This is a genomic window from Nakamurella endophytica, from assembly GCF_014646215.1.
Taxonomy (GTDB): domain Bacteria; phylum Actinomycetota; class Actinomycetes; order Mycobacteriales; family Nakamurellaceae; genus Nakamurella; species Nakamurella endophytica.
Map to the genome: position 1 here is coordinate 575,912 of NZ_BMNA01000003.1, position 22,232 is coordinate 598,143.

15 protein-coding genes are annotated in these 22,232 nt (G+C 72.3%); 5 read left to right on the top strand and 10 right to left on the bottom strand.

The features are described 5' to 3' along the window. Positions 1 to 34: 34 nt before the first annotated feature. Genes pglX through IEY37_RS09785 form a run of 3 tightly spaced genes read right to left on the bottom strand, consistent with a single transcriptional unit; the run spans position 35 to position 9,630 of the window. Positions 35 to 3,610 carry a BREX-2 system adenine-specific DNA-methyltransferase PglX gene (pglX, locus tag IEY37_RS09775; RefSeq protein ID WP_188941328.1) on the bottom strand — a complete coding sequence of 1,192 codons (3,576 nt, stop codon included), beginning with the start codon at positions 3,608 to 3,610 and terminating at the stop codon, positions 35 to 37. Positions 3,611 to 3,669: 59 nt separating this feature from the next. Beyond that, complete coding sequence (locus IEY37_RS09780; RefSeq protein ID WP_188941329.1) at positions 3,670 to 7,764, bottom strand: protein kinase domain-containing protein; 4,095 nt, start codon at positions 7,762 to 7,764, stop codon at positions 3,670 to 3,672. 48 nt (positions 7,765 to 7,812) lie between these two features. Then, the gene (locus IEY37_RS09785; RefSeq protein WP_188941330.1) at positions 7,813 to 9,630 is read right to left on the bottom strand and encodes a serine hydrolase; all 1,818 of its coding nucleotides are present in this window, start codon (positions 9,628 to 9,630) and stop codon (positions 7,813 to 7,815) included. A 184-nt stretch (positions 9,631 to 9,814) separates the two neighbouring features. Here IEY37_RS09785 and IEY37_RS09790 point away from each other — a divergent pair, with 184 nt between their 5' ends. Next, positions 9,815 to 11,296 carry a glucose-6-phosphate dehydrogenase gene (locus tag IEY37_RS09790; protein WP_188941331.1) on the top strand — a complete coding sequence of 494 codons (1,482 nt, stop codon included), beginning with the start codon at positions 9,815 to 9,817 and terminating at the stop codon, positions 11,294 to 11,296. 66 nt (positions 11,297 to 11,362) lie between these two features. Here IEY37_RS09790 and IEY37_RS09795 read toward each other — a convergent pair whose 3' ends face one another. Together IEY37_RS09795 and IEY37_RS09800 are read right to left on the bottom strand one after the other, a co-directional pair. After that, the gene (locus IEY37_RS09795) at positions 11,363 to 12,922 is read right to left on the bottom strand and encodes an ATP-dependent DNA ligase (RefSeq protein ID WP_229674236.1); all 1,560 of its coding nucleotides are present in this window, start codon (positions 12,920 to 12,922) and stop codon (positions 11,363 to 11,365) included. Further along, on the bottom strand, positions 12,922 to 13,893 hold the full coding sequence (locus IEY37_RS09800) for an NAD-dependent epimerase/dehydratase family protein (protein WP_188941332.1): 972 nt from the start codon (positions 13,891 to 13,893) through the stop codon (positions 12,922 to 12,924). Before IEY37_RS09800 ends, IEY37_RS09795 begins: the two co-directional genes overlap by 1 nt. Positions 13,894 to 14,167: 274 nt before the next feature. Between IEY37_RS09800 and IEY37_RS09805 the strand changes: the two genes are divergently transcribed. Continuing rightward, a complete protein-coding gene (locus IEY37_RS09805) occupies positions 14,168 to 15,688 on the top strand; it encodes a glycosyltransferase family 2 protein (RefSeq protein WP_188941333.1) in 1,521 nt (506 codons plus the stop codon). A gap of 158 nt (positions 15,689 to 15,846) precedes the next feature. Here the strand turns inward: IEY37_RS09805 and IEY37_RS22035 are convergent, their stop codons facing one another. The 3 genes from IEY37_RS22035 to IEY37_RS09820 all read right to left on the bottom strand — a co-directional run bounded on the left by IEY37_RS22035 (position 15,847) and on the right by IEY37_RS09820 (position 19,208). Continuing rightward, positions 15,847 to 16,260 carry an excalibur calcium-binding domain-containing protein gene (locus IEY37_RS22035; protein WP_229674237.1) on the bottom strand — a complete coding sequence of 138 codons (414 nt, stop codon included), beginning with the start codon at positions 16,258 to 16,260 and terminating at the stop codon, positions 15,847 to 15,849. A gap of 469 nt (positions 16,261 to 16,729) precedes the next feature. After that, positions 16,730 to 18,424 carry a cellulase family glycosylhydrolase gene (locus IEY37_RS22535; protein WP_268237996.1) on the bottom strand — a complete coding sequence of 565 codons (1,695 nt, stop codon included), beginning with the start codon at positions 18,422 to 18,424 and terminating at the stop codon, positions 16,730 to 16,732. Positions 18,425 to 18,644: 220 nt separating this feature from the next. Then, positions 18,645 to 19,208: a MarR family winged helix-turn-helix transcriptional regulator gene (locus IEY37_RS09820; RefSeq protein ID WP_188941334.1), complete on the bottom strand. Its 564-nt coding sequence runs from the start codon at positions 19,206 to 19,208 to the stop codon at positions 18,645 to 18,647. Positions 19,209 to 19,312: 104 nt separating this feature from the next. Here IEY37_RS09820 and IEY37_RS09825 point away from each other — a divergent pair, with 104 nt between their 5' ends. Both IEY37_RS09825 and IEY37_RS09830 read left to right on the top strand, forming a co-directional pair. Next, complete coding sequence (locus tag IEY37_RS09825) at positions 19,313 to 19,954, top strand: FMN-dependent NADH-azoreductase (protein ID WP_188941335.1); 642 nt, start codon at positions 19,313 to 19,315, stop codon at positions 19,952 to 19,954. An 83-nt stretch (positions 19,955 to 20,037) separates the two neighbouring features. Further along, entirely contained in the window at positions 20,038 to 20,811 is a 774-nt protein-coding gene (locus tag IEY37_RS09830; RefSeq protein WP_188941336.1) for an SGNH/GDSL hydrolase family protein, read from the top strand. Between the two features lie 43 nt (positions 20,812 to 20,854). Here IEY37_RS09830 and IEY37_RS09835 read toward each other — a convergent pair whose 3' ends face one another. Both IEY37_RS09835 and IEY37_RS09840 read right to left on the bottom strand, forming a co-directional pair. Continuing rightward, positions 20,855 to 21,046: a hypothetical protein gene (locus IEY37_RS09835; RefSeq protein ID WP_188941337.1), complete on the bottom strand. Its 192-nt coding sequence runs from the start codon at positions 21,044 to 21,046 to the stop codon at positions 20,855 to 20,857. 113 nt (positions 21,047 to 21,159) lie between these two features. Beyond that, on the bottom strand, positions 21,160 to 21,663 hold the full coding sequence (locus tag IEY37_RS09840; protein WP_188941530.1) for a metallophosphoesterase family protein: 504 nt from the start codon (positions 21,661 to 21,663) through the stop codon (positions 21,160 to 21,162). Between the two features lie 49 nt (positions 21,664 to 21,712). On the opposite strand from IEY37_RS09840, the gene IEY37_RS09845 reads away from it, so the two are divergent. Continuing rightward, entirely contained in the window at positions 21,713 to 22,216 is a 504-nt protein-coding gene (locus tag IEY37_RS09845) for a GNAT family protein (protein WP_188941338.1), read from the top strand. Positions 22,217 to 22,232 lie beyond the last annotated feature (16 nt).

Below are 22,232 nucleotides of genomic sequence, written 5' to 3' on the forward strand. Positions count from 1 at the left end.
AGACCCGGGCGCACACAGGCCATGTGCTTCGGGGTCACGTCCGGGCCGTAACTCTGGGGCGTCTGCCCCGCGCAGCCGCCACAGGACGCCAGTTCGGCAGATCTGAGCGGGCGATACCGAGCTCGGCCGACCACGCATCGACCTGCCCGTCGAGGTAGCCGGCGAGGTCCACCCCGAGGTCCGGGTCGGGTCCCGAGTGCCACTGGCGCACCCAGGGCAGTTGCTCCTCGATACCGGCCAGCAACGGGGTCAGTACGGAGGGGTCGAAGCTCTCGGTCGATCGCTCGCTGTAGAGGACGCCCAGGGCGAGAGCCTGCTGCGCGTGGTTCCAGCCGGCCCAGCCGAGCAGCAGGGTTCCGTCGGTCGCCCGGTTGCCACCCGGGTAGGAGATGAACCGCTCCTTGGGCACATCGAGCTTGCCGCGGTGAGACCAGTAGCTCGTCTTCAGGAAGTCGGCGCCGGTGTACTTGGGCGGCACGGGGATGGGATCCGCCTTCGGGTCCCGAACGCCGGCGTCCTCCTCCCGCTGCGCCGCCCAGGTCCGCTCCCACTCGGCCCGCTTGCGCAGGCCATCGGCCTTGTACCGCAACGCCGCGAGGTAGGGCACATGCTCCGTGTCCAGCAGCTTCTGCAGGGTCGCGACGACCGGCGCGCCGACCTGGCCCGCCCACTGATCGAGGGCGTCCCGGAGGCCGTCGAACTCCGGGTGCGTCTCGATGACGTCGGCGAGCTCGTTGACGGACCGTGGCCGCGGCCGCCCGCCCTCATCGAACCAGAGCGACCTGCTCTCCAGACGAATCAGCAGGTGATCCCGTAATGCGGCGGTGAGCCGCTTGGACCAAGGCTCACCCTGCCACCGCCGCTTGTACTCGGGCCGCTCCAGGAGGTTGACGAACCGGTCGGACTCGATGAGGTCGAGACGGCGCTGTACCAGAGCGCGGTAGTCGGCCGGCCAGTGCTTCGGGATCTCGGTGATCGGCGTGGAACCGTGCCGCGCGAACCACTCCGTGCTCTCGGTTCCCGCCGCGACCTTGCGCGCGAGCGCGATCTCGAATGCCCGCTCGCCGAGGGCCACCTGCGGGATGTCGTGCGGGTACGTCAAGTCCTCGTCGAGCAGGGCGTAGAGCTGGTACACCTCCCAGTCCAGCTCCTCCTGGTGGGCGATCATCTGTCGCCGAGTGCGATCCGCGTCTTCCTCCGCTTGCTTCAAAGCGACGCGGTCGGTTCCGCTGCGTTCGATGGTCGACGCAGGGGACAGAGCAGACCATTGCTGCGCGAGGGTGTCGAGGATGTGCGCTTTCGTACAGGAGGCAAGTCTCGGCAACGGCAAATCGGAAACCTTGCTTGCGTCAAATTCGTGCCTACGCTCCCAGGGTTCGCCGGAACCATCCTTCTGGAAGCACACTGCCCGAAGCCAGAAGCACGCCGTCGAGGAGTTGAGGACGCCGAGCAATCGTAGGTGGTCGTCCTCCGTCGCGCCCGCCGGCAGCTTGATGACCGGCGCGGTTCGGTTGAAGGCCTTGCCCCCCCGGTCGAGGACGAAGTGGTTGTGAGTGGCGACAAAAGGAAATGCTAACGAAAGGGGCGTGATATACCGCTGGGCGAAGAACATCGAGTGGTCAAACCATCGCAGTCCGCGTTGCGCCAGAGTCTGGTCATAGTCGACGCGGCGCTCGAGCATCGCTCGAGTGCGCCAGAAGGATTGCATAGCTCGCAGGGAAGGCCGTGCAGGGGTGCCGTCGCTGCGATACGGGAAGAGGGTGACGAGTGCGGGACTGACAACGAAGTTCCGTACATTCTCACCTAGTACCACAGGGACGACGTCCTCCTCAAACCCGTACGTGAGAGGGACGGACAACGGGACGTAAAAGGCGTCATCCAAGCCTGTGTGTGTTGTGCGCCCGATCACTTCGATGAGCGAACTGAGATTACTTGTTGCCGACGAAAGGGCCCTAGCAAGGCGTGGTGAGGCACCGCCGGACAGGCTCCACGGATGGTGCGCTAGAGATTGCCGTGCGACGTCTGTGACGCTCAGCCATTCATCTTCAAAGTCCTTCGCGCCGACGTGCTGAGCAATCGAGGACCAGACCTTGCCCTCGGCGGCCACCGCCGGTCGCCCTAGCTCGCCTCGGATCCCGAGCACGGCACGCACCATGGTGGAGCGCTGTCTGTCATTGCGACCAATTAGGATAACCGTCGGTGTGTTGTGACCCGGGATATGCGCGCCGCTGGTATCAACGATTAACCGGAGATCGCGATTTGCGAGGAACTTCTCAATCAGCGGCGCGCCAAACTCCCGCTTCATGAAAGAGTTCGACGTGATCTGACCAACCCAGCCCGCAGTGTCTCCTGGCTTGGCGAGCTGAAAGAAGCGCTCCATGAAGGGCACGGTCAGGGCGTAGGTGCCCTTGCAGGTCTTGTAGAGCTCGCGGTATCGGGCGTTGAGTGCCTTGTCTCTGGCCACGATGTACGGTGGGTTGCCGACCACGGCGTCGTACCGCCCAGGCATCAGGATGCTGCGGAGCAGCGCCAAGTCCTCGGTGCGGTAGGCGAAGCCTGACGCTTCCACGTCGAGGTCCATGGATCGGTCGTCGTGGCTCAGCACGTATTGGCTCTCACCGTGCAGCAACGAGTCGCCGACCGCGACATGGATCTGGAACTCCGGCGCGTCGACGAGCGAGACCTCGCCGGCCGCCTTGAGGGCGGCCACCGTGAGCCGGAATCGAGCGATGGCCACCGCGAACGGGTTGAGGTCCACACCATGGACCCCGTCCAGCGCAAGCTGAACGTGCTGCCAGGAACTCAAGCCGGGAGCCGCTGCCTGCCAGCGCGCCAGCAGCCGTTGGAACGAACCTAAAAGGAAGTGGCCGGAGCCGCAGGTGGGGTCGATCATCCGGAAGCCCTCGAGCGGGCGGTCGGCCAGCGCCGGCTCCAGCGTCTGGTCGAGGATGAACTCCTCGACGAAGTCCGGCGTTTGCAGGAGGGCGTAGCGCTCCTTCGCGTAGTCGGACAGGTCCTGGTAGACGTCGCCGAGGAAACGTGTCGACAGCTGCGGGTCCGCGAAGTCCCAGCGCAGGTTGCCGTCGTCGTCGGTCTGCCGCCAGAACTCCAGCAGTCGGCCGACCGCCTCGGAGCTCGGAGCCGCGATCCGGGAAGCGGAGTGCTCGCCGACCAGCGCCGCGGTGGCCGGGTTATCTGCCAAAGCTGCGAACGCGACCTCGAGCCATTCGCGGTAGGAGTAGTCCGAGTGAGCGAGGTAGAACGCCCGCTCGGCGTCCAGCGCGGCCTGTCGCCGCTCGCGGTCGTTGCTGGTGATCCAGACACCCGCGGTTCGGGACCGACCCTGACCGCCGAGGAGCAGGTTGTCCTCGCAGAACCGGACGAACACCGAACCGAGCAGCCAGCCGACCGCCGCCTGGGTGAGCTGGTCGGTGGACCAGTCCTCGAACGAGCCGGCCGTGCGCTGTGCGGCAACCGCAGCCTGGTGCCCCGTCCGCCAGGCCGCGTCGCCCTCCGGGTCTCCCAGCGTGCGATCCCGCAGGTCGGCGACCAACGTGGCCAGCTGAGGCTTCAGGGCGGCCGTCAGTGCCGGCCCGGTTGCTGTCGCCATGGTCGGGAACCCTCTTTCCGCCGCCGGTACTGCGGCAGGCTTGCGTGCGATGGTGGGAGTCAGCGAGCGCCGTCGTCGACCGGTGCGTGCGCGCGGTCGTCCGCCACGGCGAGCAGAGCCGCGGCTTCATCGGACGACAGGACGACCGACTGCTCCGGGCTGTTGAGGACCAGAGAAGCGCCGTCGACGGTCCCGGGTCGAGTCCCGGCGGGAACCAGCGCGAGGATCGTGCGGGGCGGCGGCCGCGTCACGTCGGCCCAGCGGCTGAGAGTGGGGAGCAGACCGTAGGAGGCCAGGACCGAGAGATCGGTGAGCACCACGGGGCGAGAGCCACGCTCGACCTGATCGAACAGGGCAGGGAGTTGTTGCTGCACGAACGCTGCGAGTCCCTGCCGGTCCTGCGCCGAGCCGGCGTCCGCCGCGACGATGTCCCACCACGGCACCCCGCCGGCCGCGGCCTGCCGCTCCATCGCGGACAGCAGGAACTCCGAGACGTCGACATGCTGCGCGTCGATCAGCGAGACCAGGGCGGCGGCCAGGTCGTCTCCGTATCCGGTGGGCACCTGAACGGCTCGGAACACCGGTCCGTCCCCCAGTCGTGCCCAGCTAAGACTAACCGTCCGGCCGGGAACAGGCGGTCGACCGTGGGTGGTCAGCCGGGTGGCGAGCGTCTCCGGGACGGCGGCCGAGACGGGGCTGACGTACGCCCGTCGTTCCGGGGACCACCCCAGAGACGGCCGGACCGCTCGAACGACGTTGTCCAGACCGGGTCGTCGCGGAAGGGTGGCAGCCACGTGGGGGAAGCGTGCGGTCAGCCGCTGTTCCAGGTGGTCGGGCGCCACCTCGGCGGTGTCCGGCAAGCCCTGCAGCACAGCCTCCACCGCAGCCTCGACGGGGGCATCGACCGAGTGCAGCTCGCCGGCGGCCGACAGTCCCACGGCGGACGCCGTCGCTGCCAGTTCGAGCAGGACCCGGTCCGGAACCGCCGAGCCCACTTCGTCGTTCGCCTGCCCGGACAGGGCCTCGAACGCCTCGCGGAGTGCCGGAACAGCAACCGCTGCCGGAACGAGCCACCGGCCGAGTTCCGTTCCTTCCCGGAGCAGCCGGCCGGCCCTGTTGGCGACGGCGTCTGCCTGGTCGAGGCGCAACGGATCTCGTGCCACCGTTGCGATGGTGCGGCCGTGCCGCCGGCGTTGCCACGCGGAGTCCGGCCGCCACCGGGTATCGAGTTCGAGCAGCAGCCGCAACAGTCCCGTGGCGGTGCGACGCGGTGCGGTGAGCTCGCCGGTCGGCAGGACATCGAGCAACCAGTTGACCGCAGTGCTCGCGGCAGCCACCCCGCCGTCGGCCGCCAGGTGGTTGTCCAGCTCGGCGCGGAGCCACTCCAGGGCCTGGCGCAGCTCAGCCTGATCACGCCACAGCTCCGCCAGCTTGCCGAACTGCTGTGACACCGACGCCGGGGTGATACCGAGCGCGGAGCCCAGTGCGGCCTGCGTGTCCAAGGGGTCGACAGGGTCGTCCACTGGCGACCGGGGCACCAAAAGATACACCAGCTTCCGAGTGTTGCTGTTGGAGGACCCGCTGCGTCGCCCCAGTTCCGTGACGAGCTGGTCCAGACCCGCAAGACCGGCTGGCATGTGGACGTCGTCCAGGGACACCGGTCGAAAAGGCGGCGCGGCGGCGCGGCGTGGTTGCCGCTTGGTCGACACGGCCGTGCCGGCTCCCGCCTCGGTCGCATCGAGAGCAGCCGTCCAGGCGGCGAGCATCTGCGCGGGCGTCCCGAAGCGTTGGCGGCTGTCCCGGGCGAGCGCCTGCTGGAAGAACGGGACCAGCCCGTCGATGACCGGCCGTGGCAGATCGGCGGGGAAGCCAGCAGCCTCGACGCTCACCTCGTCGGCGATGGTGGCCGGATCGCTCAGCCCGTCGCCGTAGCGGGGGGCCTCGCCGGTTGCCATTTCGAACAGCACCACGGCGGCTCCGTACCAGTCCGCCGCCGAATCGTAGACGCCGCGATGCGGATCGTTCAGGAACGGATCCAGGTACGGCGGGGTGCCTGCCTCCAGGGCGCCGATGCGCCCTCGCGACAGCGAGAAGTCGAACAACGTCAGGCGCGGAGGCTTGCCGCCGATCCGTCGCCGGAGACCGAGATTCGCCGGCTTGATGTCCCGGTGCAGCACCCCGATCCTGTCCAACTCGACCAGGGCCGTCAGCAGGTCGGTTCCCAGCGCCCTGAGGTTGGACAGCGGCTCCGGTCCGAACCGCAACCGTCGGGCTAGGTTGTCCTCGCCGCCGTCGGACAGCAGCAGGGCGGACCGTTCGGTGCCGACCGGCGGAGTGCCATCCAGCAGCCGGACCACCAGATCCCGAGTCGGGCCCGTCCATTGATCCAGCGAGCGCAACACCTCGGCCTCGTCCTCGAGCCGTTCGGCGGCGACGTCATCCAGAGCGATCTTCAGCACGCACTGCCGGTCGTGCGGGAGGTCCAGCACGCGGAGTCCTTTGGCCGTCGAACCGGATCCCAGGTCCTCGAGGACCTTGAATCGGTCGGCGATGACCACATCGACGGCTGCGAGCAAGGGATCGACGTCCGCGGTCGCGGTCGACCGCAGGGCGGCCAGCTGTTCGGCGAACTTCTGTGCGGACGGCAGCCGTTCGCTGACCTTGGGCCTGGTTGCCGCCAGCACGAGGTCGCGCATTCGCTGGTCGGTGAACGGCGCTCCGGAGGCGAACAGGTCCAACCCGTTCTCCTCGCGCACTCGCAGGCGCAGGGTGGCTCGGTCCGCAGCCGGCGGACCGCCGGTGAGCATCTCGTAGGCGACCGCGCCGAGAGCGAAGATGTCCAACCCGGGTCGGTCGGCGGCCGAGGACCAGCGTCCCTCCGGCGCCTCGTAGACGCCGGAGCCGTCCGACTCCGAATAGTCCGAGGGCGCGCCGAGGCGGCTGGCGAGGCCGGTGTCGGGCTGATGCACTCGCCCCGCCCACGACCAGTCCGCCAGCTGCACGCGCGGCTCCTGATCGGCGGCCGCCGGAAGCTGCACCCGGATGGCGCGGGGGGTCAGGCCTCGGTGTGCGACGTTGTGACGGTGGGCGTATGCCAAGGCCTCGGCGGATCGTTCCAACACCGCCCGCTGCTCCGCGCCGGTCAGCGGCCGCTCCAGGAGGTCCAGCGGTCGGAAGTCGTCGTCGACCGGATACACCAACCCCGGTTCGCCACGGTCATCCTCGACCAGATCGATGGGAGCGACGATCGCGTCGTGCCGAAGGTCCCGGAGCAGCGCGAACTCGCGCTCGATGCGTCGGCGCAATGCGCTGCGGACGGTGTCCGGCGAGCCAGCCGGCGACGGGAAGATACGGATCCGGGCCTGCCGGTCCGGGTCCTGCTGGTGTGTGGCCGGCCAGTCCTGCCAGCCGTCGCCCTCCGCGATCGGGGCGCCCTCGATCTGCCACGACCCAGCCACCCGCGTCGGCCGACGGGCGATGCCGAGCCGCCCGAGGACGACCGCGAGCTTGTCTCCGTCCAGGTCCCGGATCGGCTCACCCGACGGTGCTTCGGTGAGCCGGTCGATGATGTCCGGCAACTGGCTCCGGTTGCCGCGCATACCGAAGAGGTTTGCGCGTTGTAGGCCGAGGAGTTCCAGCCTCAAGTCCTCGGCGTGGAGGAATACCGCCTCTTGGATGAACGGCACGGACCTGGCGAGTTCCTCAGCGTTGTAACCCCTCTCCCGAGCCCACTTGCGCAGCTCGTCGGCCAGACGGCTGGCCAGCCGCTGGGCCTTGCGTCGCGCCAGCAGCAGGGGTGAGTTCTCGAGCCGGCCGTTGGCCCGCTCCCACGTCCGCTCGTTGCCGCCGATCCGACCGGTGTAGTGCTTGAGCTCCACCAGGTGCAGCCGCCCGCGACCCAGGACGAGGGCGTCGACCTCGTGCCACCGGCCGTTGCCGTCCATGAACTCGAAGTTCGTCCAGACCCGGTACGGCGCGGCGTTGGGCAGGTGGGTCTTCAGATAGGCGAGCCCGGCGCGCTCGTGCGCGTACTCGGACGGCGAGACCTCGATCCAGCGGGTCCGGGGTGCAACGGCGCGCGAAACGGTGAGCCCCTTCCCCCGGGACGCTGCCCCACAACGTCCGACCTTCGAGGGGTGATGGTAACCGGCCACACACGCCACACGGGCTCAATCGGGACCGTCACGGGCGGTCCTCCCGCCTCAGGTCCGACGCAGCACGCCCTCCCCGTCCTGCTCGTAGAACTCGATGTCCATCGAGGTGGCGGCGCCCTGCCCGGAGCGGGCGAACGTCACGGCCGAGACGCTGCCGGGGTTGGCGCTCTCCCCGGACGGTTGGTAGGTCCACACGTCGCCGTCCCAGTGGGTCAGCCGGTAGGTCTGCTTCCGCGGCCCGATGACCAGCTCGAGGCCCGAGCCGGCGCGGCGGACCTGCACCGGGCCGACCCAGCCGTTCGCGTAGGTCCCGACGTAGCGGGACAGGTCGGCGGCGGGCCGCGCGTTCGCCGGCGGCTGCTTGCCGGCGTACCGGCCGAACGGGGCGCCGAGGCCGCCGAGCGCCTGCGAGTAGAGCCCGTACCAGTCGAAACGCTGGGCGCCGTACTGCACCAGGTCGGCGAACTGCTGGTTCAGGGCCTCGGCGACCCCGATCGGGCTGGCGTTGGTGAGCGTGACGATGCCGACGTCCAGGGAGGGGAGGAGGACGAAGTTGGTGCCGGCGCCCGCGGAGAACGCCCCGGAGTGGGCGATCTCGACGCGACCGGAACTCTGGTACGCGACGTCGAACCCGAAGCCGTAGAACCCGGCCCGGTCCTGCGGCGGGGCGGGGCTGGCCACGATCTGCGCGCTCAGTGCCGGGTCCAGCGCGTCCGGCGATGCGATCTTCACGCCGCCGCTGCCGGTGCCGTCGCCCAGGATCATGGCCAGCCACTTGGCGAGATCGTTCACCGACGACGACACTCCGCCGGCCGGTGTCTGCTGGTCCGCGTCACGGACGATCTTCGGCTGCCACCTGCCCCCCACCTGGACGTGCGTCCAGGCGCGGTTCGGGCGGGCGGCGTAGTCGGCGAAACGCGAACTGGTGGAGGTCATCCCGAGCGGCTGGTACAGCACCCGCTGCGACAGGTCCGGCCACGACGTGCCGGCCGCGGCTGCCACCGCCTCGGCGCCGGCGGTGAGCCCGAAGTTGGTGTAGGCGTACGTCGACCGGAACGGTTGCAGCGGCAGCACTCCCAGCCGCCGGAAGATGTCCGACTGGCTGTAGCCCAGGTCCTCCAACAGGTCTCCGGCATGGGCCGGTAGACCGGACCGGTGGGCGTACATGTCGCCGACCGTGACGTGCGAGGTGACCCACGGGTCGGAGAGCCGGAAGTCGTGGAGGTACTTCGACACCGGAGTCGACCAGTCGACGGTCTTCTCGGTGACCTCGTGCGCAACGACCGTCGCCCCGATCGCCTTGGACACCGACGCCAGCTGGAAGACCGTGTCGGCGTCGACCGCGCCGGGGCTGCCCTCCTTGCGGACGCCGTAGCCCTTCGCGAACGCCACCGTGCCGTGGTGCACGACGGCGACGGCCATGCCCGGGATGCCGGACCGCCGCATCACCGCCGTGGCGAGGCCGTCGACCTGGCCGATGGCGGCGTCGACCTGGGCGTCCGACACCTCCTGGTCCGCGACGGCGGGCGGGTAGCGGGTGTCCAGGGTGGACGGTGCGGTCGCCGTCGTCGAACCGCCCGCCGAGCCGCCGGAGGACGCACCGGACGTGGCCGGGGTCGAGGCGCCGGACGAGCCGGCAGCCGCCGTCGAGGCGATGGTCGCGCCGGCGGACGAGGCGGTGGACGCAACGGGGGACGTCACTGTGGACGCGGCACCGGCCGGCGACGCGGTGGTCCCGGTCACGGCTGTCGTGCTGGAGGAGACGGCCGAGCCGCCGGAGCCGGTGCAGGCGGTGACCGCGAGGGCCACGGCCGACACCGCGGCGGCGAGGGCGGGCAGGGCGGTGCGACGGCGGTGCTGCGCCATGGTGGGACCTGTCTCTGCTGGGTGTTCAACAAAGCGGATGATCAGGACGGTAACCCACCCGCCGCAGGTCGGAGGTCGTGTCGCCGGGTCGGGACGGCGCGTCGCCGGCCCCCGCGGCATGGGCGCGGCGGGGACCGGGTACACACGGTGGTGTCCGCTGCTCACCGTCACGAAGGGCTCCCCGATGACCTCCGCCCAAGCCCCCACCGACCAGTCCGAATCCGGCGAGCCCACCGGCGCAGCGGGCCGCAGGCCGTCGACGGACGCCATCGTGTTCGTGCTGTTCGGCGCGACCGGCGACCTGGCCCACCGGATGGTGCTGCCGGCGTTCTTCCAGCTCGTGCAGCACGGGTTGATGCCGGAGAACTACATCCTGGTGGGCAACGGCCGCGGGGACGTCTCCCACGAGAACTTCCGGCAGCGGGTGCAGGACTCGCTGACCGCGCAGGGCCTGGACCTGGAGCAGGGCCCGGATGCCGCGCTGTGGCAGGACTTCGCGCCCCGGCTGCGGTTCGCCGGCGGCGGCTTCGCGTCCGACGACCCGGGCTCGCTGCTGGACGTGCTGTCCGAGGCGCGGGAGAGCCTGGGGACCAACGCCCGCTACATCCACTACCTGGCGGTCCCGCCGGTCGCGTTCGCCGGCCTGACCGAGGGCCTGGCCGAGCACAAGCTGCTCGACGGCGCCCGGGTGGTGTACGAGAAGCCCTACGGCACCTCGCCGGACGGCTTCCGGAAGCTGGACGAGCTGGTGCTCTCGAAGATGGACGAGAGCCAGGTCTACCGGATCGACCACTTCCTGGGGAAGGAGGCGACGCAGAACCTGCACGTGCTGCGCTTCGCCAACTCCATGATCGGCGACATCTGGAACAACCGGCATGTGCAGCAGGTGCAGATCGACGTCCCGGAGACGCTGGACGTCGCCGACCGCGCGCAGTTCTACGACGCGACCGGTGCGTTCCGGGACATGATCGTCACCCACCTGTTCCAGGTGGCCGCCGAGGTGGCCATGGAGCCGCCGGTGTCCTTCGGTGACGACGACCTGCAGGAGGCGCGGGAGGCCGTCATCGCCGCGTTCCGCCCGCTCGACCCGGCGGAGGCGGTCTTCGGGCAGGCGGAGGGCTACCGCGACCTGCCCGACGTCGCCGACGACTCGACCACCGACACGCTGGCCGCGGTCACGCTGTGGATCGACACCGACCGCTGGCACGGCGTGCCCTTCCTGCTCCGCAGCGGCAAGCAGCTGGCCGAGTCCAGGCAGCAGGTGTCGCTGCTGCTGCGCAAGCCCGACGGACCGCTGACCCAGGTGCCGGGTCAGGGCGGTGTGCTGGCCCTGTCGCTGTCCGGGTCGGGTGCGCTGGAGCTGAGCCTGGTGCTGAAGAAGCCCGGTCCCGGGCTCGAGCTGGTCGAGCACAGCATCGACCTGCACCTGGAGGACATCCGTGGCGCGGACCCGCTCCCGCCGTACGTCGCGCTCATCCACGACGTGACCATCGGCGACCGGACCCTGTTCACCTCCAGTGCCGGCCTGGCGCAGGCGTGGCGGGTGGCCCGGCCGGTGCTCGACCGCACGGAGCCGCCGAAGCCCTACGCCCCCGGCAGCTGGGGACCGGACGAGGTGCAGGCGCTGCCCGGTGCCTGCGGCTGGCTGGTGGAGACGGACCGGTAGCCGCGGGCGACACCGGCCGGACATCGACCGGACGTCAGCCGGACATCGGGCGCACGGGCCGGCGGGTCACCCCGACCCGGGCGCGTCCTCCTCCAGCGGGTTCAACGCCAGCACGGTGGCCAGGGTGTCGACGTCGGCGACGGTCTTGTCGTCGCGGTAGCGCAGCACCCGGGCGAAGCGCAGGGCGATGCCGCCGGGGTAGCGCGTGGACCGCTGCACGCCGTCGCAGGCGATCTCGACGACCGGCGGCGGGTCGACGTGGACGGTGCCGCGGGTGCGGCGCACCTCCCGCGCCAGCAGCTGCTCGGTCTGCCACTGCAGCAGCTGGTCGGTCAGCCCCTTGAACGTCTTGCCGAGCATCACCAGCGCGCCGGTGTCCTGGTGGACCGCGGCCAGGTGCAGGTTGGACAGCCAGCCCTCACGGCGGCCGTGCCCCCACTCCGCGGCCGTGACCGCCAGGTCGAAGGTGTGCCGCGGTTTCACCTTGACCCAGGCCGCGTCGCGGCGCCCCGCGGCGTACGGCGCCTGCGGGTTCTTCACCACCAGTCCCTCGTAGCCCTGCGCGACCACGTCGGCGAACACCGCGGCCAGCTCGTCGGCCGACCCGACGGACCGGCGGGGCACCACCTCGTCGGCGGGGAGCAGGTCGGCGAGCAGCGCGACCCGGGCCTCGAGCGGCTCGTCGAGCAGGTCCCGCCCGTCGAGCCGCAGCAGGTCGAAGGCGAACAGCCGCAGCGGCGTCCGGTCCCGCCCGGCCGCGACGTCGACGCTGGTGGCCGTCCGCGAGGCGATGACCTGGAACGGCAGCGGCCGGCCGTCCGGTCGCAGGCCGACGACCTCGCCGTCGAGCACCAGGTCCCGGGTGGGCAGGGCGAGCACCGCGTCGACGACCTCCGGCAGCCGGTCGGTGATGTCGTCGAGCGTCCGGGTGTAGAGCCGCACCGTCCCGCCGTCCCGGTGCACCTGCACCCGGATGCCGTCCAGCTTGGCGTCGGCGACGGCCGGCACGCCGGTGCGGAGCAGGGCGGCGGACGGGTCGGCGGCGCTCGCGGCGAGCATCGGCCGGACCGGCTGGCCGACGCGGAGCCGGACCGCCTCCAGCGCGGCCAGGCCGCCCTCCCGGGCGAGCCGCGCCGCCGCCGGCGTGGACCCTAGCAGCATCGCGGCCCGCTGCACCGCAGCGACGGGCACCCCGAACGCCTCCGCCACGCCGTCCTGCACCAGCGCGTCGAGCGCACCCTGCCGGACCTCGTCGAAGATCAGCCCGCGGAGCAGTCGCTGCTCGAGGTCGGTCGCCCGGCCGAACAGTTCCGCCATCGCCTGGCTGCGCCGCGCCGCCGACCCGCTGCCCGCATGTCCGGCCACCGCCTCGAAGGCCCGGTCCACCTCCGTCACGGTCAGGGTCGGCGCGCCGGCGGGCGCCGGCAGGTCGGTCAGCGCGGCCCAGCCCACGCCGGTGCGCCGCTGGCGCAGCGTGCCGGACAGGTAGGTGACCACCAGCTCGAGCTCGTCCGGTGCCGCGCGGCCGAGTGCGGCCGCCAGCAGCGCCCGCTTGGCCAGCCGCGACCGGGTCGCCGCGACCTGCTCGGACGTGCGGGCGAGTTCCTCGAAGGGCATCCCGGGCATCACGGCACCAGCGCGGTGGCCACCCGGACCTGTCCGTGCTCGACCAGCCACTGCACCGCGGAGCGGCAGGTGTCCTCGGGCGTGTGGGCGGGGACGTAACCGAGCAGCCGGCGGGCCTTGTCGATCGACGGGCACAGGCTGCGGAACAGGTGGTCCCAGCTCTGATCCGCGAAGTGCTCCGCGGTGTCGGCGCGGAACTCGTCCCAGGAGACCGGCCGCAACCGGGCCTCCTGCCCGAACCAGGCGGCAGCCGCCTGGGCGTACCCGCGCACCGTCATCGCGTGGGCCGCGACCGCGTGGAAGCCCTCGCCGGCCGACTCGGCCGGGTGGTCGAGCACCCGCTCGAACACCTGCGCCACGTCGTCGGCGTGCACGTGGGCGAGCAGTTCCGCGCCCAGCCCCGGGATCGCCAGCTCGTCCCCCGCGGACAGCGCCTGCCAGACGGACGGGTCCAGGTTGCCCAGCGGGGTCACCACCGGCCAGCCGGGACCGCTGATGTGACCGGGGTGGACGGACGTCGTCACCAGCCCGCCGGCCGACGTCTCGTCGGCGAGCAGCCGGGCGATGCCCGCCTTGGCGATCCCGTAGTCGCCGAACGGCACCGTCGGGGTGTCCTCCTGGACCGGGGCGATCGTGCTCGGGCCGTGGATCCAGACCGTGCCGCAGTGCACCAGGTGGCCGGTGGCGCCGCGCAGCGCCTCGACCAGCGCCGCGGCGGAGTCGACGGTGAAGCACAGCAGGTCCACCACGGCGTCCGGCCGCAGCGCCGCCACCCGCGGGCCGAACGTGCCGGCCTCGTCCTCGGCGTCCCGGTCGACGGCCACCTGTTCGACGCCGTCCCAGGCCGGATCGGCGACGTAGGGACCCCGCCGGCCGCGGCTCAGGCTCACCACCTCGTGGCCGCCCCGCACCAGTCGGGGGACCAGGTAGCTGCCGATGTGCCCGGTACCGCCGATCACCACGATGCGCATGGCGACATCCTGCCGTCCGGGACCGACAGCCGCCGCCCCGGTGTGCCGCTGTGACACACCGTCACTCCCTGCGGAGTGATGGGGACAACCCGTACGGGTGAACAAAGGGCAATGTCGCGTCAACCAGGTTGCGGAGCGTTAGTTTTCTTGCAGAGCGGATGGGGCGACCGGGACTCGCCTCATCCGTTCACCACTCCCGAGGACCAGCCCTCGACGACGCGGACGGTCCACAACACTTCCGCCCCCACGGGCGTCACAACTCCCAGGATTTCTCATGACCGTGATGCTGCCGAGCCGGCTGGACGACGATCGGGTCGTCGACGCCGAGCCCCTGCGTGACCCGTTCGACGACTTCGCCCTGCCCGGGCTGCTGACCGCGCCGAGCGCCGGCCGGCCCGCGGGCCGCTCCGCGATGACCACCGTCCGCACCCGCGCCAGGGCCACCTGGCGGGCGTTGACCGGGCGTCCGGTCGCCGTGACCCAGCCGGTCCGCGCCGCGCGGATCCTCGCGCTGGTCCCGGCCCACAACGAAGAGGCCGACATCGCTCGCACCCTCGACGCTCTCGTCCGGCAGACCCGCCCGATCGACACCATCGTCGTGATCCTGGACAACTGCACCGACGAGACCGAGTCGATCGCCCGGGGTTTCAAGGGCGTCACGGTGCTGACGACCGTCGACAACGCGGACAAGAAGGTCGGCGCGCTGACCCAGGGCTGGCAGCGCTTCGCCGCCGGCTACGACTTCGTCCTCGGGGTCGACGCCGACACGGTGCTCGCCCCGGACGCGGTCGCGCAGCTGGAGACCGAGATGCTGCGGGTGCCGTCGGCCGCCGGCGTGATGTGCCGCTACACCTTCGACATCTCGCTCGGCACCACCTTCTTCGCCCGCCAGCTGATCCGCGCCCAGCGCATGGACTTCGCGTCCTGGCTGACCGACATCATGGCCCGCAACCGGTCCACCTACGTGCTCGGCGGCCAGGCGACGCTGTTCCGGACCCGGCACCTGCAGCAGGTCGCCGTCCGGCACGAGCGGAACTCGCCGTGGGACCCCGACGCGCAGGTCGAGGACATGGAGCTGACCTGGCGGCTGCACGAGGCCGGCCGCAAGACCCTGGTGTCGGCCACGGCGCGGGCCTACGCCGGTCCGATGGTCACCGTCCGCGGACTGATGGGCCAGCGCCGCAAGTGGGACGAGGGCATGGCCGCGCTGCTGTGGCGGCACAAGATGCCCGACCGCAACACCTTCATCCCGTGGAAGCAGCAGTTCTCGATGCTGGCCAACGGCCTGGTGCGGCTGCTCTTCCTGATCCTGCTCGCCGCGTCGTTGACGGTGCACCAGTTCGTCTGGTCGCCGCTGTGGCTCATCCCGGTCGCCGTGGGCATCGCCATCAACGTCAAGGTGGCCTGGCGCGTGCCGGACCGGACCGCCGCCGACATCGTCTACGCCCTGCTGGTCTTCCCGGCGGAGCTGTGGATGGCCACCCGGATCTGGACGACACTCGTGTCCTGGCTGAACATCTGGTTCGGCAGCCGGCGCGACGGCTGGGCCGCGCAGGCCAAGGCCGAGTCCGGCAAGGGCGGCGGCGGTTCGCTGGTCGGCAAGGTGCTCGCCTGGTCCGTGTTCGGAGCGGCCGCCGTCGCCGTCGCGACGTGGTGGTGGATCGACCGGGCCGGCGCGCAGATCCAGCGCGTCGTGCTGACCACCGGCTGGAGCGTCGTGTCGGTGATGACCGTCGTCCTCACCGGTTTCGCGTTGATCAAGCTGGTCAAGCCGACCCGCGGGTACAAGCCGTGACCCGCTGACGAGCCGCGGTGGCGGGCGTGCCGGGAGTCCCGTCCGCCGCCGCCCGACGACCCGCCGGGACTTCCCGACGTCCCCGGGCCGTCACCCCTGAGCCCCCGTCCGGAGCCGACATCCGGGCGGGGGCTCAGCCATGCCCGGACCTGCCTGCCCTACTCGCAGGCCACCCCGTCGCCGTCCCGGTCGAGCCCGGCACGGTAGCCGGGGTCGCCGCGGTGGAGCGGTGCCACCCCGGCCGCGCGGGCCTCCGCGCAGTTGCCGTACTCGACGCTGCTGCCACCCTGGTCCACCAGGGGTTGCGGCGCCGCCTGCTGCTCGGGCGCGGGTTCGGTGACCGTCGCGGTCAGTGTCGTTGTCTCGGTGAGGGTCTCGGTGACCGTCCGGGTCACCTCGACCAGGCGGTCGGAGGTGACGGTCGCGGTCGCGGTGACCCGGCTCGTCGACACCTGCGGTCGCGGCGTCGCGGCCGCGCGGACGACCGTCCGGGTCACCGTCCTGGCCGGAGCCGTCCGGGTGACGGGAGCCGCGGCGGGTGCGGTGCGGACGACGGTGGTCGTGGTGACCATCCGCTGGACGGCCGGGGCGGGTGACGGCGCGGCCGGCGACGGGCCGCCGGAGCACCCGGCGAGCAGCGCGACGGCGACGGCACCGCCGGCGATCGACGGCCACGCCCGGCGTGACCGGGTGGACGGCGACCGGACCCCGGAGGCCTCGGACGGTCGTGGCTGTGGGGACCGCCTCGGCTGTGCTGACCGTGCCGATGGTGCTGACTGTGCTCGACGCTGTACGGGACGCTGGCCTCGACCGCGCACGGTCGTCTCCCCCCGGAGGATCCGTGCCGGACCGTGCCCCCGCCGTCCGGCGCCCCGCGGTGCGGGGTCCAGGGGAGTCTGTCCGGCAGCGGCCGCCGCCGCCAACTCCTCGGACAGGTGCTCCGGGCCGGCGAACGGGCGATTCCGTCCGGGCCGTCCGGATCGCCGGGACCGGACGGCCGCCCCGTGCCGTGCCGGTCGGTGCCCGGGAGTTCGGGTCGGGTCAGCCGACGCGCAGCTCCGGTCGGGCCGGACCGGTGCCGTGGTCGGCGACCTGCAGGCCGACGGTCACCGACGCGCCGGCGGCGATGGTCCTGGCCCAGTCCGCGCCCGTGCAGCTGACCCGCCCGCCGCCGACCCGGCACGTCATGCCCCAGGCGTTGACGACGCCGGTCGCGTCCGGGTCGGCCCAGCTGACCGTCCAGCCGCCGACGGAACCGCGGGCCGGCCGTACCACCAGCTGGGCGACGTACCCGGCGTTCCACGAGGACTGCAAGGTCCAGGCCGCCGTGACGGCGCCCGGCGTCCCCGAAGGGCCTGGCGCCGGCACCGAGGTGCCGGTGGAGGAGGTGCTGCCGGACGGGGCGGGGCTGGACGAAGCGGGACCCGAGGCGGCGCGGCCGGACGGCGCGGGGTTGGACGGGGCGGGACCGGAGGGTGCGGGGTTGGACGGGGCGGGCGTCGGCGCCGGCGTCGTGGGCACCGTCCGCCCCAGCAGCGGCGCGAGCGCCTGCAGCTTGGCGGTCTGCGGGGTCACCCAGTCGTCGGCCAGCAGGCCGCCGGTGTCGCCGCTGTTCGGGTTGTAGTCCCAGTAGGCCCAGCCGGCGCCGGTCGTGCCGAGGTAGCGCACCAGCGCGGTCAGCCACTGCCGGTCCGAGGTGGTCTCCAGCTTGGTGCCGAACTCGCCGAGCAGCACCGGCGCGGTGCCGGTCTTCTGCAGGTAGCCCCAGTTGCGGTCCCAGACGCCGGTCAGGTTGGCCGGGTAGTCGGCCGCCGAGAACCACGGCTGCGCGTAGACGCTGGCCGGGTAGTCGTGCGGCGAGTAGACGAGCCGGCCGGGCACGGACAGCCGCACCGGGTGGGTCGCGGCGTCGACCAGCGACCCGCCCCACCAGGTCGTCCGGCCGTCGAGGGACCGCTCCACGCCCTCCACCAGTACGAGCAGGTTGCGGTTGGCGGCGAGCACCGCGTTCCCGGCCCGGGTGGCCGCTGCCGCCCAGTCGCGGGCCGGATCGCCGCATCCCCAGCAGGCGGCGCCGTGCGGCTCGTTGTGCAGGTCGGCGCCGATCACCGTGGGATCCGCGGCGTACCGGCGGGCCAGCGTCACCCAGTCGGCGATCCAGCGCTGCTCCGGGACCGCGGCCGTGTACCAGAGCTCGGACTGCGCGGACGTCTCCGGCCGGTGCCGGTCGAGCAGCACCTTCAGACCGTGCGCACGGGCCGAGGCCACGACGGCGTCCATGACCTGCTGTCCGGTCCGGTGCTGCAGGGTCGGGTTCTTGACCGCGTCGACGCCCGTCGCGGGCGCGGCCAGGCATTGGTTGGACCACGGCAGCCGGACGGTGTTGAAGCCCCAGGAGGCGATCTGGGCCATGCCGGCGTCCAGGCCGATCTGCCACAGCCCGTGGGGCGCGCAGTTCGACGTCTCCAGCCCGAACCAGTTGACCGCCTTGATCTGCACCGGCGCGCCGGACGCGTCCACGACCGCCGAGCCGCTGGTGTGCAGCCAGCCGTCGCCCAACGCGGCCGCGGCCGGCCGGGCGGCCTGCGCGACCGGGGCGGCGGGTCCGGCGCCGGGCGCCGCATCTGCGGTCCCGGTCAGCACGAACGCGGTGACGGCAGTCAGCAGCAGGGGAGCCAGGGTCGCCAGGATGGCGTGGATCCGGCGCTGCGGGCGGTCGGCGACGGGCTGTGTCACCCGGGAAGAGTAAGGGGATGCCCACCCCCGTCCCCGCCCATCACCCGGCCGGCCTTGTCCGGTGCCTGGCGTCCACCGACGCACCGTGACCTGCGGCGATGGGATCGCAGGTGCGGTGACCCGGACGGGGCCCGGCGCCGCACGCAGCGTCACCGCCTTGCGGTGTGTCCCCACCGGACGGTCGTCCGCGGTCCCGGACGGGTGTTTCTCGCCCCGCCGGTCACTCGGTGCAGCAGTCGGCGGCGCCCTCGGCGCCCGCGGCCGGCAGCGGCGCGCCGGCCAGGCCACCGAGCACCCGATCGGCGATCCGCCGCCCGAAGGTGCCGAGCTGCCGCACCTCCTGCGCGTCCAGCGGCTCGATGACCAGGTCGCGCACGGACCGGACGTGACCCGGTGCGGTGGCCACCACCTTGTCCCAGCCGGCCGCGGTCAGCGTCGCCGTCGTGTACCGGGCGTTGTCCGGGTCCGGGGCGCGCCGCACCCAGCCGTGCTGCTCCAGCCGCTTGACGACGTTCGACAGCCGCGACAGGGATCCGTTGACCAGACCCGCGAGGTCGCTCATCCGCGCGGTCCGGCCCTCGACCATGGACAGCGAGCTCAGCACCAGGTAGTCGAACAGCCCGATGCCCGCCTCGCGCTGCAGTCGCCCGTCCAGTGCGGCCGGCAGCCGCAGCATCATCGCCACCACGGCGAGCCAGGCGGCGGTCTCGTCGTCGGAGAGCCAGCGCACGTCGGGCGGATCCGCACCCGGCGCGTCCGGCAACGGCTCGGTGTCCGCGGCCATCGTCGGATGGTACCGACGGGGCTGTGACGCACGCCGGACTTCAAGCATGAAGCATCGGTGCTACGGTTACTTCAAGCATGAAGTAACCAACCGAGGAGGACGTCGTGCCCCTGTTCCGTCTGGACGCCAGCATCCGAGCCGAGGGATCGGCCAGCCGCGAGATCGCGGACATCGTCGAGGCCGAGTGGCTGGCGGTGCATCCCGGCGACCGGATCGAGCGCCGGCACATCGGCGTCGACCCGCTGCCCGCCGACGCCTGGGGCCACGCCCTCGCGGCGCGCGGGGTGCCGGAGGCCGAGCGGACGCCGGAACAGCGGGCCGCCGTCGAGCTCGCCGCCGCGTTGGTCGACGAGCTGCTCGCCGCCGACGCCGTCCTGCTGGCCGTGCCGCTGTACAACTTCGGCGTCTCCCAGCACGTCAAGACCTGGTTCGACCTGGTGATCACCGACCCCAGGGCCGCGGCCGGCGGCCCGCCGCTGCTGCAGGGCACGCCGGTGGTGCTGGCCACCGTGCGCGGCGGCGCCTACGGCGCCGGGACGCCCCGCGAGGGTTGGGACCACTCGACGGGCTACCTGCGCCGCATCCTGGCCGACGTCTGGGGCGCCGACCTGACCGTCATCGAGCGCGAGTTCACGCTGGTCGGCGTCAACCCGGCGCTGGACCAGTTCGCCGACCTGGCTTCGCAGATGCACGCCGGCGCGCTGGACTCGGCGCGGGAGGCCGGCAAGGCACTGGCCGTCGCGTAGCGATCGGGGCCGACCGCGGTCGTGCTCGGGCTACCATCGCGCCGACCGCAGCGGGTGGTCCGGGCGGGGCGTCGGAGGTCGGGGTGCGGGCGGTCGCCGTGGCGCTGTGGACGGTCTTCGCGGCCGTGCTGGCGCTCTCGGTCCAGGCGCTCACGCCGCCGCCGCCGGCCTACGTGGCGCTCGGGGATTCGTACTCGGCCGGCGTGGGGGCCGGCGACACCGGTGACTGCGGGCGCAGCCCGCACGCCTTCCCGGCGCTCTGGGCGGCCGCCCACCCCGACGTGCGGTTCACCAGCCTGGCCTGCTCCGGCGCGCGCACTCAGGACGTGCTCACCGCGCAGATCCCGGCGGTGCCGGCCGGCACCACGTTGGTCAGCCTGACGGTGGGCGGCAACGACGTCGGCTTCAGCTCGGTGATGACCGCCTGCGCCCTGCACCGGGGCAACTGCACCCCGGCCGTCCGGCAGGCCGAGGACACCGTCCGCACCGTGCTGCCCGCGGCGCTGGACGCGATCGGCGCCGCCCTGGCCGCCCGGGCTCCCGGCGCCAAGGTCGTCGTGGTGGGTTATCCGGAGTTCTACCGGACCGGCGCCTGGTGGTGCGCCGGGATCGGCGGGGGGACACGTTCCGACATCAACCACGGGATCGCCCTGCTGGACGACGCGCTGGCGGCCGCCGCCACGCGGCACGGCTGGACCTTCGTCGACGTGCGCGGGGCGTGGTCCGGCCACCAGCTCTGCAGCGGCCACAAGTGGTTGCACGCCGCGGACCTGCGCGACCTGGGGGAGTCGTACCACCCGACCGCGGCCGGGCAGTCGCAGGGCTACCTGCCGGCCTTCACCGCCGCGGCGGGTTGACCCCGCGGCCTCCCCGGTACCGCGAGGGTCGGCCGCGGGCGGGCTACCGGTCGGTGCGGTTGTCCTGCGCGAGGTCGTTCGCGAACTCGTCCGGCTCGTCCGACTGCGGCGCCGAGTTGGTCGCCTGCTCGCGCCGGACGTCATGGGTCTGCGCGTGGTGCCCCTGGGGTCCGCCCTGGTCGGAGTACGGCTCCCTGCGGTCCCCCGTGCTGTGGTCGTCGGTGCGGTGCGCCATCTCGACGTCTCCTCGTGGTCGAGGCCGCACGGCGGAGGCCGGCGGGTGCCGTCCCGGCCGTACGGACCTGGACGGTCGACGCTACCGGCCGCCCCGACCGGCCCGTGACCGGCTCAGGTGACCGGCACGATGCGCGCGGTCACCAGGCGCCCGTCGGCGATCTCGAGCCATCCCACGGTGCCGTGCGGCTGCCGGCGCCGGTCGGTCGGCGACCCGGGGTTGAAGATCCGCACCGGCACGCCCGAACTCTCCGCGGGTACGTCCATCGGGATGTGCGAGTGTCCGAACACCACGAGATCGGCGGTGGGGAAGCGGCGGTGCATCCGTGCCGGGCGGCCGGCGGCCGGTCCGGAGTCGTGGATCATCGCGACCCGCAGCCCGCCCACCTCGCCCTCCCACGTCGGCGTGGCGCCCCAGGCGGCGACCTCCGGTCCGTCGTTGTTGCCCGCGACGACGTGTACCGGCGCGAAGGCGGCCAGCTCGTCGAGCACCGACGGCACGCAGACGTCCCCGGCGTGCAGCACCAGGTCCGCGTCGGCCAGCACCGCCGCGACCCCGGGCGGGAGCCCTTTCCAGTGCCGGGGGGCATGGGTGTCGGACACGACGGCGACGCGCACGGCGGGCATCGGCCGATTCTGCCCCGGCCGGCCGTGGCAGGGTCGTCCCGTGACCGCCCCCGCCGCCGACTGGCTCCCCGCGGACTTCGTCCACCCCGTGCGGGTCGAGGTCGGCCCGCACCACCACCTGCGGCCGATCCGCGCCGCCGACGTCGACCTGGACATGGTGGCCGTCCTGGGATCGCAGGAACGCCTGTGGTCCGTCTACGGACGGGCCTGGGGATGGCCGCCGGCCACCATGACCCGCGAGCAGGATCGCGAGGACCTGGCCCGGCACGAGGCCGAGATCGAGGCCCACCAGAGCTTCAACTACGCGCTCTTCGACGAGGCGGAGACGGCCCTACTGGGCTGCGTGTACATCGATCCGGGGCGGCCCGGCGCCGACGCGGACGTCTCGTGGTGGGTGGTGGACGCGCTGGTCGGGTCCGACGTCGAGCGGGCGCTCGACGAGACGGTGCCGCGGTGGCTCGCCCGGGACTGGCCCTTCCGGTCGCCGCGACTGCTGCGCAGCGACACGGACTGGGCGGAGTGGATCTCGCTGCCGGACGCCTGACCCGGCTGTCATGCTG

Bases quoted from the DNA above. Each gene is read 5' to 3' on its own strand.
- pglX (WP_188941328.1), bottom strand. From the start codon at position 3,610: ATGGCGACAGCAACCGGGCCGGCACTGACGGCCGCCCTGAAGCCTCAG.
- IEY37_RS09785 (WP_188941330.1), bottom strand. From the start codon at position 9,630: ATGGCGCAGCACCGCCGTCGCACCGCCCTGCCCGCCCTCGCCGCCGCG.
- IEY37_RS09790 (WP_188941331.1), top strand. From the start codon at position 9,815: ATGACCTCCGCCCAAGCCCCCACCGACCAGTCCGAATCCGGCGAGCCC.
- IEY37_RS09795 (WP_229674236.1), bottom strand. From the start codon at position 12,922: ATGCCCGGGATGCCCTTCGAGGAACTCGCCCGCACGTCCGAGCAGGTC.
- IEY37_RS09800 (WP_188941332.1), bottom strand. From the start codon at position 13,893: ATGCGCATCGTGGTGATCGGCGGTACCGGGCACATCGGCAGCTACCTG.
- IEY37_RS09805 (WP_188941333.1), top strand. From the start codon at position 14,168: ATGACCGTGATGCTGCCGAGCCGGCTGGACGACGATCGGGTCGTCGAC.
- IEY37_RS22035 (WP_229674237.1), bottom strand. From the start codon at position 16,260: ATGGTCACCACGACCACCGTCGTCCGCACCGCACCCGCCGCGGCTCCC.
- IEY37_RS09820 (WP_188941334.1), bottom strand. From the start codon at position 19,208: ATGGCCGCGGACACCGAGCCGTTGCCGGACGCGCCGGGTGCGGATCCG.
- IEY37_RS09835 (WP_188941337.1), bottom strand. From the start codon at position 21,046: ATGGCGCACCGCACCGACGACCACAGCACGGGGGACCGCAGGGAGCCG.